The sequence below is a fragment of the Pseudomonas sp. genome (genome assembly GCF_035497915.1).
Classification (GTDB): Bacteria; Pseudomonadota; Gammaproteobacteria; order Pseudomonadales; family Pseudomonadaceae; genus Serpens.
On record NZ_DATJCS010000012.1, the window covers coordinates 81,883 to 93,783 of the forward strand.

Consider the following 11,901-nt stretch of genomic DNA (forward strand, 5'->3'; position numbering starts at 1 on the left):
GCAAGCATGGTTTTACTGCAGATCGCCGAACCCGGACAGACTCCGCAACCGCATCAGCGCAAGCTGGCGGTGGGCATTGATCTGGGCACCACCAATTCCCTCGTGGCCAGTGTTCGCAGCGGTCGCGCCGAGCCATTGCCAGATGCTCAGGGCCGTCTGTTGCTGCCCTCGGTGGTCCGCTATTACGCCGACCACATCGAGGTGGGTCACGAGGCCCGCGCCGCCGCAGCCATCGATCCTCTGAACACCGTGCTGTCGGTCAAGCGCCTGATGGGCCGTGGCATCGAGGACGTCAAGCAGCTGGGCGAACAGTTGCCCTACCGCTTCTCCGAGGGCGAGTCGCACATGCCGTTCATCGAGACCGCCCAGGGGGCGAAGAGCCCGGTGGAAGTCTCGGCGGACATCCTGCGCGTGCTGCGCCAGCGTGGCGAGCAGACCCTGGGCGGCGAACTGGTGGGAGCGGTGATCACCGTGCCGGCCTATTTCGACGACGCCCAGCGCCAGGCCACCAAGGATGCCGCGCGTCTGGCCGGTATCACCGTGCTGCGCCTGCTCAACGAGCCCACCGCCGCCGCCGTGGCCTATGGTCTGGACCAGCAGGCCGAAGGCGTGATCGCGATTTACGACCTGGGCGGCGGCACCTTCGACATTTCCATCCTGCGCCTGTCGCGCGGGGTGTTCGAAGTGCTGGCCACCGGCGGCGACAGCGCGCTGGGTGGTGACGATTTCGACCATGCCATTGCCGGCTGGATCATCGAACAGGCCGGCCTGTCCAGCGACCTGGACCCCGGCGCCCAGCGCCGCCTGCTGCGTGTGGCCTGCGCCGCCAAGGAGGCGCTCAGCGCCGAGACGGTCGTGACGCTGGAATACGGCGACTGGCGCGGCGAGCTGAGCCGCGAGCATTTCCACGCGCTGATCGATCCGCTGCTGGCGCGCAGCCTGAAGGCGTGTCGGCGCGCGGTGCGCGATGCCGAACTGGACATCGAGGACATCACCGCCGTGGTCATGGTCGGTGGTTCCACCCGCGTGCCGCGTGTGCGTGAAGCGGTCGGCGAGCTGTTCGGTCGCCAGCCGCTGACCGACATCGACCCCGATCAGGTGGTGGCTGTGGGTGCCGCCATCCAGGCCGACTTGCTGGCCGGCAACAAGCGCGGTGGCGATGAACTGCTGCTGCTCGATGTGATTCCGCTGTCGCTCGGCCTGGAAACCATGGGCGGGCTGATGGAGAAGGTGATTCCGCGCAACACCACCATTCCGGTGGCGCGTGCCCAGGAATTCACCACCTACAAGGATGGCCAGACGGCCATGATGATTCACGTGCTGCAGGGCGAGCGCGAACTGGTGCGCGATGGCCGCTCGCTGGCACGCTTCGAACTGCGCGGCATTCCGCCGATGGTGGCCGGTGCGGCGAAGATCCGCGTGACCTTCCAGGTGGATGCCGACGGCCTGCTCAGCGTATCCGCCCGTGAACTGGGCTCGGGCGTCGAGGCGAGCATCCAGGTCAAGCCGTCCTATGGGCTGACTGACGGCGAAATTGCCCGCATGCTCAAGGATTCCTTCGAGCACGCTGGCGACGACATGACCGCCCGCGCGCTGCGCGAGGCCCAGGTCGAGGCGCAGCGTCTGATCGAGGCTGTGCAGGCCGCCCTGCAGGCCGATGGCGAGCGCCTGCTGGATGCCGATGAACGTCTGGTCATCGACGCCGAGATGGAGCGCCTGCAGGGCTTGCTGGAGAGCACCGACCTGCATGCCATCGAACAGCAGACCAAGCGTCTGACCCAGATCACCGACGCCTTTGCCGCGCGCCGCATGGACGCCTCCGTGAAGGCGGCCCTGGCCGGGCGCAGCCTGACCGATATCGAGGAATAACCAGTCATGCCGCAGATCATTTTCCTGCCCCACGCGGAACACTGCCCCGAGGGCGCCGTGATCGAGGCCAATCCGGGCGAAACCGTGCTGGACGCGGCGCTGCGCAACGGCATCGACATCGAACACGCCTGCGAGAAGTCCTGCGCCTGCACCACCTGCCATGTGGTGATTCGCGAGGGCTTCAACTCGCTGGAAGCTTCCGACGAACTGGAAGACGACATGCTCGACAAGGCCTGGGGTCTGGAGCCGACCTCGCGCCTGTCCTGCCAGGCCGTGGTGGACAACCAGGACCTGGTGGTCGAGATTCCCAAGTACACCATCAACCAGGTTTCGGAAGGACACTGAGCCATGAGTCTGAAGTGGGTGGATGTGCTGGAAATCGCCATTCAGCTGGCCGAGGCCAAGCCGGACGTGGACCCGCACTACGTGAACTTCGTCGATCTGCACCGCTGGGTGACCGAGCTGCCGGAATTCGACGACGAGCCGGGACGTGCCGGCGAAAAGGTCCTGGAAGCCATCCAGGCTGCCTGGATCGAAGAGCGCGACTGAGGGGGGCGGGCGGTCAGCGCTTTTCTGGCCGCCATTGCGGTGGTCCGCCATTGCGGTGGCCGCCATTGCGGTGGACAAGAACAACCACCCTGCGTTTCGTCAGCCCTTGTAGGAGCGGCTTCAGCCGCGATTGCTCGGCGGGCCCTGTCGCGGCTGAAGGCGCTCCTACGAAAGCAGCCGTTTCGCTCGCGCCGGTCGTGACATTCGGGCTGGCTGTCGTGTATAGCCTGCGACTACCTTCATCCGTATAATCGTGCGCCTTCATTTTTCCGCTTCATCCAACCCCGCCTTCTGGAGTTATCCCATGGCCGTTCAACGTACCTTCTCCATCATCAAGCCGGATGCCGTCGCCAAGAACGTCATCGGTGAAATCACCAGCCGTTTCGAAAAGGCCGGCCTGCGCGTCGTCGCCTCCAAGATGGTGCAACTGTCCGAGCGCGAAGCCGCTGGCTTCTACGCCGAGCACAGCGCCCGTGGCTTCTTCAAGGATCTGGTCGCCTTCATGACCTCCGGTCCGGTCATCGTCCAGGTGCTGGAAGGTGAAAACGCCGTTCTGAAGAACCGCGAACTGATGGGCGCCACCAACCCGAAGGAAGCCGCTGCCGGCACCATCCGCGCCGACTTCGCCGTTTCCATCGACGAGAACGCCGTGCACGGTTCCGACTCCGAAGCCTCCGCTGCCCGCGAAATCGCCTACTTCTTCGCCGCCACCGAGCTGTGCGATCGCATTCGCTGATAGCGATCGCGAGAGGGTGAATCCATGACCGACCTCGTCAATCTGCTGGGCCTGACCCAGCCGCAACTGGAACAGTTCTTCGAGTCCATCGGCGAGAAGCGCTTCCGGGCCGGGCAGGTGATGAAATGGATTCACCACTTTGGCGTCGATGACTTCGACGCCATGACCAATCTCGGCAAGGCCCTGCGCGAAAAGCTCAAGGCCTGCGCCGAGATTCGCGGTCCCGAGATCGTCAGCCAGGACATTTCCAGCGACGGCACCCGCAAGTGGGTGGTGCGCGTGGCGTCCGGCAGCTGCGTGGAGACCGTGTACATCCCGGCGAACGGGCGCGGCACCCTGTGCGTGTCCTCCCAGGCCGGCTGCGCGCTGGATTGCAGCTTCTGCTCCACCGGCAAGCAAGGATTCAACAGCGACCTGACCGCCGCCGAGATCATCGGCCAGGTGTGGATCGCCAACAAATCGTTCGGCACCGTGCCGGCCAAGATCGACCGTGCTATCACCAACGTGGTGATGATGGGCATGGGCGAGCCGCTGCTGAACTTCGACAATGTGGTCGCCGCCATGACCATCATGATGGACGACCTCGGCTACGGCATTTCCAAGCGCAAGGTGACGCTGTCCACCTCCGGCGTGGCGCCGATGATCGACAAGCTCGGTGAAGTGACCGACGTGGCCCTGGCCCTGTCGCTGCACGCGCCCAACGACGAGCTGCGCAACCAGCTGGTGCCGATCAACAAGAAGTACCCGCTGGATGTGGTGCTGGGCGCCTGCCGTCGCTACATCGACAAGCTGGGCGACAAGCGCTACCTGACCGTCGAGTACACCCTGCTGCAGGGCGTCAACGACCAGCCCGAGCATGCCGAGCAGATGATCGCGCTGCTCGCCGACATGCCCTGCAAGATCAACCTGATTCCCTTCAATCCCTTCCCGCATTCCGGTTATGAGCGGCCGAGCAACAACGCCATCCGCCGTTTCCAGGATCTTCTCCAGCAGGCCGGCTACAACGTCACCGTGCGCACCACCCGGGGCGACGACATCGACGCTGCCTGCGGCCAGCTGGTCGGACAGGTCCAGGACCGTACCCGGCGCAGCGAACGCTACATTGCCGTGCGCCAGCTGAATGCCGAAGGGTAAGGCGCCGGCAACCGACCGCCGTATCTGAAGGGAGTTGCCACCATGAGTCTGCGTCTTGCGACCCTGATCTGCCTGACCGGCCTGTTGGCCGGTTGCATGTCCCACACCAGCGGCATGGACCCGCTGAGCACCGCCCAGGGGCGTGAACAGGCCCGTGACGCCTATATCCAGCTGGGCATCGGCTACCTGCAGCAGGGCGCCAGCGAGCGCGCCAAGGGCCCGCTGGGCAAGGCGCTGGAGATCGATCCGGACAACCCCGCCGCGCATGCCGCCCTGGCACTGGTGTTCCAGACCCAGATGGAGCCAGCTTTGGCTGACCAGCATTACCGCAGGGCGCTGGCCGTCCGGCCGAAGGATGCGCGCATCCTCAACAATTACGGCACCTTCCTGTTCGAGCAGAAGCGCTACGAACAGGCTTACGAGCGCTACCGCCAGGCCAGCGAGGACACCCTGTACGGCGAACGCTCGCGGGTCTTCGAAAACCTCGGGCTGACCGCCCAGGCGCTCAAGCGCGAGGAGCAGGCCGCCGAACACTTCCAGCGCGCGCTGCGCCTGAACGCCAACCGCCCGCAAGCCCTGCTGGCGATGGCCGAGCTGTCCTACAACCGCAAGGACTACGTGGCCGCACGTAACTATTACGAGCGTTTCACTGGCCTCGCGGAGCAGAATGCCCGTAGTCTTCTGCTCGGCATTCGCCTGGCCAGGGTGTTCGGCAATGCCGGCCAGGCTGCCAGTCACGGTCTGCAACTCAAACGCCTGTACCCCGCGTCGCGGGAATATCAGCTCTACCTGTCGGAGTACAAATGAACACGTCGAACAGCGAAGCCGCGATGACGACTCCGGGCAACCCGGGTGAACGCCTGCGCCAGTCCCGGGAAGCCCGGCACTGGTCGAGGGCCGAAGTGGCCCTGCAGCTGCACCTTTCCGAGGATGCCGTGCGTCACATCGAGGACGGCCTTTTCGACAAGCTGCCCGGCGCCACCTTTGCGCGTGGCTACATTCGCTCCTACGCCAAGCTGCTGGGTCTGGACGCCACCGAACTGGCCCACGAGTTCGACCGCTACACCGGCACCCCGCCGACGGCGAGCACGCCGCAGGGGCTGGGCAAGGTTCAGGAGCCGGCCCGTCTGTCGCACAATGCCCTGCGCGGCGGCCTGTTCGTGCTGTCGCTGGTGGCGGTCGGTATCGGCGTGCTCTGGTGGCAGGAACGCTACGGCGAAGCCCCGGCGCGTACGACCGCACCGATCGAGCGTGTCGAAGTGGACACCGCCGACGGTTCCACCGAGGTGCTGACCCTGGACGAGCCCGAAGATCAGGCCGTGCAGGCCGCCCAGGTGCCGATCGATCTGCTGGATCCGGCACCGGCGCAGCCCGAGGGTGAGGCGACCGTTGCCACCGAGGCGCCTGTCGCCGAACCCGAGCCGACCGCTTCCGTCCCCGCCGCCCCCGAGCTGGCCGCTGGCGAAGGTCGTCTGCAGATCATGTTCGTCGAAGACTGCTGGGTGCAGGTCACCGATGCCACCGGCAAGGTACATGTCGCCCAGCTGAAGAAGAAGGGTGAAAGCCTGGACCTGAGCGCCCCGGCGCCCCTGCAGGTGCGCCTGGGCTTCGTGCAGGGCGCACAGATCACCTACAACGGAGAACCCGTCGACCTCAGCGGTCGCCGTTCCCAGACCGCCAACCTGCGCCTGGGCGAATAGAGCCGAGCATCATGCATAGCGAATCCCCCATCAAACGCCGGCTGTCCCGCAAGATCTGGGTCGGCTCGGTCCCGGTTGGCGGCGACGCACCCATCGCGGTGCAGAGCATGACCAACACCGACACCCACGACGTGGCCGCCACCGTGGCGCAGATCCAGCGCCTGGAAGCTGCCGGCGCCGACATCGTGCGCGTCTCGGTGCCGGACATGGATGCCGCCGAAGCCTTTGGCAAGATCAAGCAACAGGTGAACGTGCCGCTGGTTGCCGATATCCACTTCGACTACCAGATCGCCCTGCGTGTGGCCGAACTGGGCGTCGACTGCCTGCGCATCAACCCGGGCAACATCGGCCGTGAAGACCGCGTGCGTGCCGTGGTGGATGCCGCCCGCGACAAGGGCATCCCGATCCGCATCGGCGTCAACGCCGGCTCGCTGGAAAAGGACCTGCAGAAGAAGTACGGCGAGCCGACCCCGCAGGCGCTGCTGGAATCGGCGCTGCGCCATGTCGAGCACCTGGATCGCCTGGACTTCCAGGACTTCAAGGTCAGCGTGAAAGCCTCCGACGTGTTCATGGCCGTGGAAGCCTACCGCCTGCTCGCCAGGCAGATCACCCAGCCCCTGCACCTGGGCATCACCGAGGCTGGTGGCCTGCGCTCCGGCACCGTGAAGTCCGCGGTGGGCCTGGGCATGCTGCTGGCCGAAGGCATCGGCGACACCATCCGCATCTCCCTGGCCGCCGATCCGGTGGAGGAGATCAAGGTCGGCTTCGACATCCTCAAGTCCCTGCGCCTGCGCTCGCGTGGCATCAACTTCATCGCCTGCCCGAGCTGCTCGCGACAGAACTTCGATGTGGTGAAGACCATGAACGAGCTGGAACAGCGCGTCGAGGACCTGCTGGTGCCGCTGGATGTGGCGGTGATCGGCTGCGTGGTGAATGGGCCGGGCGAAGCCAAGGAGGCGCATATCGGCCTCACCGGTGGCACGCCCAACCTGGTCTACATCGACGGCAAGCCGGCGCAGAAACTGACCAATGACAACCTGGTGGATGAGCTGGAACAGCTCATCCGCCGCAAGGCCGCCGAAAAGCAGGCGGCCGATGCCGCCGTGATCGCGCGCAGCTGAAGTTAAGGAATTTTCGTGAGCAAGACCCTGCAAGCCATCCGTGGCATGAACGACATCCTGCCGGCGCAGACCCCGGCGTGGCGCTACCTGGAAGGCACCTTCGCCGAGCTGCTGGACAGCTACGGCTACAGCGAGATCCGCCTGCCCATCGTCGAGTACACCGAGCTGTTCGCCCGCGGCATCGGCGAAGGCACCGACGTGGTGGACAAGGAGATGTACACCTTCCTGGACCGCAATGAGGAATCCCTCACCCTGCGTCCGGAAGGCACCGCCGGCTGCGTGCGCGCCGTGCTCGAGCATGGCCTGTCGGGTGGCGGCCAGGTGCAGAAGCTCTGGTACATGGGGCCGATGTTCCGCTACGAGAAGCCGCAGAAGGGCCGCTATCGGCAGTTCCACCAGATCGGCGTGGAGGTGTTCAACCAGCCCGGTCCGGACATCGACGCCGAGCTGATCATCCTCACCGCACGCCTGTGGAAGCAGCTGGGCATGGCCGACGCCGTGACCCTGCAGCTCAACAGCCTGGGTTCCAGCGAGGCCCGCGCGCGCTATCGCGACGCGCTGGTGGAGTACCTCAAGGCGCGCTTCGAGCAGCTCGACGAGGACAGCCAGCGCCGCCTGACCACCAATCCGCTGCGCATCCTGGACAGCAAGAACGCCCAGACCCAGGCGCTGCTGGCCGACGCGCCGACCCTGCTCGACTACCTCGACGACGAGTCGAAGGTGCATTTCGACGGTCTGCGCGCGCGCCTGGATGCGGTGGGCATCGCCTATCAGATCAACCCCAAGCTGGTGCGTGGCCTGGACTACTACGGCCGCACCGTGTTCGAGTGGGTCACCGACAAGCTGGGCGCCCAGGGCACCGTGTGTGCCGGCGGTCGCTACGATGGCCTGGTCGCCCAGTTCGGCGGCAAGCCGACGCCGGGCGTCGGTTTCGCCATGGGTGTCGAGCGCCTGGTGCTGCTGCTGGAAACCCTCGGCCTGGTGCCGGCGGAACTGTCGCGCGCCCCCCATGCCTATATCTGCGCCTTTGGCGAAGCGGCGGAGCTGGCCGCGCTGCAGCTCTCGGAGCGCTTGCGTGATACCCTGCCGGGCCTGCGCATACTGGTGAATGCCGGCGCCGGCAGCTTCAAGAGCCAGTTCAAGAAAGCCGACAAGAGCGGCGCCCATTTCGCCCTGATCCTGGGCGAGGATGAACTGGCGCAGCGCGTGGTGGGCGTCAAGCCGCTGCGCGATGACAGCGACCAGCAGAGCATTGGCTGGGATGCACTGGCCGGCCATCTGGCCGCGTCGCTGCAACTGCGCGCCTGACACGCATAAGGAGAATCAGGGTGAACATGACCGAAGACGAACAGATCGCCAGCCTGAAGGAGTGGTGGAGCCGCAACGGCATGCCGCTGGTCACCGGCGGGCTGCTGGCCCTGGCCGTGGTGTTCGGCTGGCAGGCCTGGCAGAACTATCAGACCAACAAGGCGCAGGGCGCCTCGCTGGTTTATCAGCAACTGGTGGAAACCGCGCTGGGCGCCGAAAAGCCGGACACCGCGCGGGTCGCCGAGCTGTCTGCCCAGCTCAAGAAAGAATTCGGTGGTACGCACTACGCCCAGTTCGGCAGCCTGTTCGTCGCCAAGGTGGCGGTCGAGGCCGGCCAGCTGGACGAAGCCGCCGCCGAGCTGCGTGCCGTGCTGGACAAGCCGGCCAGCGCCGACCTGGAAGAGCTGGCCCGCCAGCGCCTGGCCCGCGTGCTGAGCGCCCAGGGTAAGGGCGAGGAAGGCCTGGCCCTGCTGGACGGCGAGGTCGATGCGGCCTACCTGGCCGGCCGCGAGGAGCTGCGCGGCGACCTGCTGCTGCAACTGGGCCGCAAGCAGGAGGCGTTCGCCGCCTACAGCAAGGCCAAGGACGCGCTGCCGGTCAACGGTGCCGCCGGCACCCTGCAGCTCAAGCTGGACGACCTGGCCAACGGAGACGCCTGACGTGAGAACCCCCTGGACCTGGGCGCTGCTGTTCGGCATGGCCGTGTTGGCCGGCTGCGGTAGCTCGAGCAAGAAGGAGCTGCCGCCGGCCGATCTGCCGGATTTCGAGGCGGAACTCACGCTGCGCAAGGAGTGGAGTCGCTCGATTGGCGACGGCCAGGGGGATCTGTTCAATCGCCTGACGCCGGCGGTGGACGGCGAGCGCATCTTCGCCGCCGACGCCGACGGCCTGGTGCAGGCCATGGATCGCCTGACCGGCAAGGTGCTGTGGAAGAAGAAGCTCAAGCTGCCGGTGTCCGGCGGCGTGGGCGCCGGACACGGCCTGGTGCTGGTCGGCACGCTGAAGGGCGAAGTGATTGCCCTGGACGCCGAAAGCGGCGAGCAGCGCTGGCAGGCCAAGGCCACCAGCGAGGTGCTGTCCGCACCGGCGACCAACGGCGACGTGGTGGTGGTGCAGACCCAGGATGATCGGCTGATCGGCCTGGACGCGGCCACTGGCGCGCAGCGCTGGATTCACGAAAGCTCGCCGGCGGTGCTGACCCTGCGCGGCACCGGCGCGCCGTTGCTGACCAACGATCTGGCCATTGCCGGCCTGTCCAACGGCAAGGTCATTGCCGTGGACGCCCGTCGCGGCCTGCCGGTCTGGGAGCAGCGCGTCGCGGTGCCCCAGGGGCGCTCCGAGCTGGAACGCATCATCGATATTGATGGCGGCCTGCTGCTCTCCGGCAGCACCGTCTATGTGGTCAGCTATCAGGGACGTCTGGCAGCGCTGGATCTGAACAGCGGCCGGGTGCTCTGGCAGCGCGAGGCTTCCAGTTCGGTCGGCGTCGCCCAAGGGTTCGGCAGCGTGTATATCAGCCTGGCCAACGGCACGGTGGAGGGCATCGACGAGCGCTCCACCACCGCGCTGTGGAGCAACGACCAACTGGCGCGCCGCCAGCTGTCCGCGCCGGAAGTGTTTTCCAGCTATGTGGCGCTGGGTGACTACGAGGGTTACCTGCATCTGGTCAGCCAGGTGGATGGCCGCTTCGTCGCCCGTACCCGCGTCGGCAGCGACGGCCTGCGCGCCCGGCCGATCGCCGTGGGTGGCTGGCTGTATGTCTACGGCGACGGCGGCAAGCTGATGGCGCTGACCATCAAATAGCGGACGGGCGCGCAGCCGCGCGCCACCGCGCTGAATGATCGGCCGCTGCCCTGGCAGCGGCCTTCGTGTTTTTCGATTTTTTAAAGTGGAGAGCCGCATGGTTCCCGTAATTGCCCTGGTCGGCCGTCCCAACGTGGGCAAATCGACCCTGTTCAACCGCCTGACCCGTTCCCGCAACGCCATCGTCGCCGAGTTTGCCGGCCTGACCCGCGATCGCCAGTACGGCGAAGCCAAGTGGCAAGGCCGCACCTACATCGTCGTCGACACCGGCGGCATCACCGGCGACGAGGAAGGCATCGACGCCAAGATGGCCGAGCAGTCGCTGCTGGCCATCGAGGAAGCCGATGCGGTGCTGTTCATGGTCGACTCGCGCGCCGGGCTGACCGCCGCCGACGAGCTGATCGCCGAGCACCTGCGCAAGCGCAACAAGCGCTGTTTCCTGATCGCCAACAAGGTCGACACCGTCGACCCCGACCTGGCGCGCGCCGAGTTCAGCCCGCTGGGCCTGGGCGATGCGCTGCCGATCGCCGCCGCCCACGGGCGCGGCATCCAGCCGATGCTGGAAGAAGTGCTTGGCGTGTTCCCCAAGGACGACGAGGTCGAAGCGCTGGAAGCGGCGGCGCAGCAGGACGTCGCCGAAGGCGAGGAAGCCGCGCGCATCCCCGGCCCGAGCGAGAAGGACGGCATCAAGATCGCCATCATCGGCCGTCCCAACGTCGGCAAGTCCACGCTGGTCAATCGCATGCTCGGTGAAGAGCGCGTGGTGGTCTACGACCAGGCCGGCACCACGCGCGACAGCATCTACATCCCGTTCGAGCGCGACGACGAAAAGTACACGCTGATCGACACCGCCGGCGTGCGCCGGCGCGGCAAGATCTTCGAGGCCATCGAGAAGTTCTCGGTGGTGAAGACCCTGCAGGCTATCCAGGACGCCAACGTGGTGGTGTTCGTCATGGATGCCCGCGAGGGCGTGGTCGAGCACGACCTCAACCTGCTCGGTTTCGTGCTGGAAACCGGCCGCGCGCTGGTCATCGCGCTGAACAAGTGGGACGGCATGGAACCGTCCGAACGCGACTACGTAAAGAAGGAGCTGGAGCGCCGGCTGTTCTTCGTCGACTTCGCCGATATCCATTTCATCTCCGCGCTGCATGGCACCGGGGTGGGACATCTGTACAAGTCGGTGCAGGCCGCCTTCACCTCGGCGGTGACCCGCTGGCCGACCAGCCGCCTGACCCGCGTCCTCGAGGATGCCGTGCAGGTCCACCAGCCGCCGCTGGTCAACGGCCACCGCATCAAGCTGCGCTACGCCCACCTGGGCGGTGCCAACCCGCCGCTGATCATCATCCACGGCAACCAGGTGGAGGCGGTGCCCAAGTCGTACACCCGCTACCTGGAGAACACCTTCCGCAAGGTGCTCAAGCTGGTGGGCACGCCGATCCGCATCGAATACAAGGGCGGCGAAAACCCCTACGAGGGCAAGAAGAACCAGCTTACCGACCGCCAGGTGAACAAGAAGCGTCGCCTGATGGCCCACCACAAGAAGGCCGAGAAGAAGCGCAAGAAGAAATAGCGGCCTCTGCGTCGGAACTGCACGGTTCTTTTGTGGGAGCGGACTTGTCCGCGAGCTTTTCATCAGGCCCACCTAGTCGGCCGCCCCAAAAAGCTCGCGAATGAATTCGCT

12 protein-coding genes are annotated in these 11,901 nt (G+C 66.1%); all 12 read left to right on the forward strand.

Features of this window, described 5'->3' with window-relative positions; genetic code table 11:
• The first annotated feature begins 6 nt into the window (after positions 1-6).
• The 12 genes from hscA to der all read left to right on the forward strand — a co-directional run bounded on the left by hscA (position 7) and on the right by der (position 11,790).
• On the forward strand, positions 7-1,869 hold the full coding sequence (hscA, locus tag VL129_RS04150; RefSeq protein ID WP_325410368.1) for a Fe-S protein assembly chaperone HscA: 1,863 nt from the start codon (positions 7-9) through the stop codon (positions 1,867-1,869).
• A gap of 6 nt (positions 1,870-1,875) precedes the next feature.
• The gene (gene fdx / locus VL129_RS04155) at positions 1,876-2,214 is read left to right on the forward strand and encodes an ISC system 2Fe-2S type ferredoxin (protein WP_325410370.1); all 339 of its coding nucleotides are present in this window, start codon (positions 1,876-1,878) and stop codon (positions 2,212-2,214) included.
• A gap of 3 nt (positions 2,215-2,217) precedes the next feature.
• The gene (gene iscX / locus VL129_RS04160) at positions 2,218-2,418 is read left to right on the forward strand and encodes a Fe-S cluster assembly protein IscX (RefSeq protein WP_325410372.1); all 201 of its coding nucleotides are present in this window, start codon (positions 2,218-2,220) and stop codon (positions 2,416-2,418) included.
• Positions 2,419-2,722: 304 nt separating this feature from the next.
• Positions 2,723-3,154 carry a nucleoside-diphosphate kinase gene (ndk, locus tag VL129_RS04165; protein ID WP_325410374.1) on the forward strand — a complete coding sequence of 144 codons (432 nt, stop codon included), beginning with the start codon at positions 2,723-2,725 and terminating at the stop codon, positions 3,152-3,154.
• Between the two features lie 24 nt (positions 3,155-3,178).
• Entirely contained in the window at positions 3,179-4,288 is a 1,110-nt protein-coding gene (gene rlmN, locus VL129_RS04170) for a dual-specificity RNA methyltransferase RlmN (protein ID WP_325410376.1), read from the forward strand.
• A 42-nt stretch (positions 4,289-4,330) separates the two neighbouring features.
• The gene (gene pilW / locus VL129_RS04175) at positions 4,331-5,095 is read left to right on the forward strand and encodes a type IV pilus biogenesis/stability protein PilW (RefSeq protein WP_325410378.1); all 765 of its coding nucleotides are present in this window, start codon (positions 4,331-4,333) and stop codon (positions 5,093-5,095) included.
• Positions 5,092-5,988 carry a RodZ family helix-turn-helix domain-containing protein gene (locus tag VL129_RS04180; RefSeq protein ID WP_325410380.1) on the forward strand — a complete coding sequence of 299 codons (897 nt, stop codon included), beginning with the start codon at positions 5,092-5,094 and terminating at the stop codon, positions 5,986-5,988. Before pilW ends, VL129_RS04180 begins: the two co-directional genes overlap by 4 nt.
• An 11-nt stretch (positions 5,989-5,999) precedes the next feature.
• Positions 6,000-7,109, forward strand: coding sequence for a flavodoxin-dependent (E)-4-hydroxy-3-methylbut-2-enyl-diphosphate synthase (gene ispG, locus VL129_RS04185; RefSeq protein ID WP_325410382.1), 1,110 nt, complete (start codon positions 6,000-6,002; stop codon positions 7,107-7,109).
• A 15-nt stretch (positions 7,110-7,124) separates the two neighbouring features.
• Positions 7,125-8,417, forward strand: coding sequence for a histidine--tRNA ligase (hisS, locus tag VL129_RS04190; protein ID WP_325410384.1), 1,293 nt, complete (start codon positions 7,125-7,127; stop codon positions 8,415-8,417).
• A 20-nt stretch (positions 8,418-8,437) separates the two neighbouring features.
• Positions 8,438-9,076, forward strand: a complete 639-nt coding sequence (locus VL129_RS04195; RefSeq protein WP_325410386.1) for a YfgM family protein — start codon at positions 8,438-8,440, stop codon at positions 9,074-9,076.
• 1 nt (position 9,077) lies between these two features.
• Positions 9,078-10,220, forward strand: a complete 1,143-nt coding sequence (gene bamB / locus VL129_RS04200) for an outer membrane protein assembly factor BamB (RefSeq protein WP_325410388.1) — start codon at positions 9,078-9,080, stop codon at positions 10,218-10,220.
• Between the two features lie 97 nt (positions 10,221-10,317).
• On the forward strand, positions 10,318-11,790 hold the full coding sequence (gene der, locus VL129_RS04205) for a ribosome biogenesis GTPase Der (RefSeq protein WP_325410390.1): 1,473 nt from the start codon (positions 10,318-10,320) through the stop codon (positions 11,788-11,790).
• Positions 11,791-11,901 lie beyond the last annotated feature (111 nt).

Excerpts from the sequence above, each read along its gene's own strand:
- hscA (WP_325410368.1), top strand. The coding sequence starts at position 7 with ATGGTTTTACTGCAGATCGCCGAACCCGGACAGACTCCGCAACCGCAT.
- fdx (WP_325410370.1), top strand. The coding sequence starts at position 1,876 with ATGCCGCAGATCATTTTCCTGCCCCACGCGGAACACTGCCCCGAGGGC.
- iscX (WP_325410372.1), top strand. The coding sequence starts at position 2,218 with ATGAGTCTGAAGTGGGTGGATGTGCTGGAAATCGCCATTCAGCTGGCC.
- ndk (WP_325410374.1), top strand. The coding sequence starts at position 2,723 with ATGGCCGTTCAACGTACCTTCTCCATCATCAAGCCGGATGCCGTCGCC.
- rlmN (WP_325410376.1), top strand. The coding sequence starts at position 3,179 with ATGACCGACCTCGTCAATCTGCTGGGCCTGACCCAGCCGCAACTGGAA.
- pilW (WP_325410378.1), top strand. The coding sequence starts at position 4,331 with ATGAGTCTGCGTCTTGCGACCCTGATCTGCCTGACCGGCCTGTTGGCC.
- VL129_RS04180 (WP_325410380.1), top strand. The coding sequence starts at position 5,092 with ATGAACACGTCGAACAGCGAAGCCGCGATGACGACTCCGGGCAACCCG.
- ispG (WP_325410382.1), top strand. The coding sequence starts at position 6,000 with ATGCATAGCGAATCCCCCATCAAACGCCGGCTGTCCCGCAAGATCTGG.
- der (WP_325410390.1), top strand. The coding sequence starts at position 10,318 with ATGGTTCCCGTAATTGCCCTGGTCGGCCGTCCCAACGTGGGCAAATCG.